The organism is Monashia sp. HAY1-2A, from assembly GCF_056755315.1.
Map to the genome: position 1 here is coordinate 1 of NZ_JBNDHY010000569.1, position 253 is coordinate 253.

The 253-nt window shown below is 65.6% G+C and carries 1 protein-coding gene; it reads left to right on the top strand.

The window, feature by feature from the left end; translation table 11 throughout:
• Positions 1-253, top strand: a 253-nt coding sequence (locus tag ACPYOM_RS23105; protein WP_481347760.1) for a YibE/F family protein, incomplete at both ends; no start/stop codon positions are given.

Below are 253 nucleotides of genomic sequence, written 5' to 3' on the forward strand. Positions count from 1 at the left end.
GCGTCCAGGGGAGCAATGCAGGCAGCGGCGCCCCGGCGTACGTCTTCGTTGATTTTGTCCGCAACATTCCCATAGCCGCCCTGGCTGTGTTGTACGCGGTGGTGGTGATCGCTGTGGCTCGTTGGCGCGGTTTCCGCGCACTGCTGGGCCTGGTGGGGGCCTACTTCGTCCTGGTCAGCTTCATCCTGCCCGGCCTGGTGGAGGGCAAGCCGCCGCTTCTGCTGGCGCTGGTGGGGTCCACGGTGATCATGAT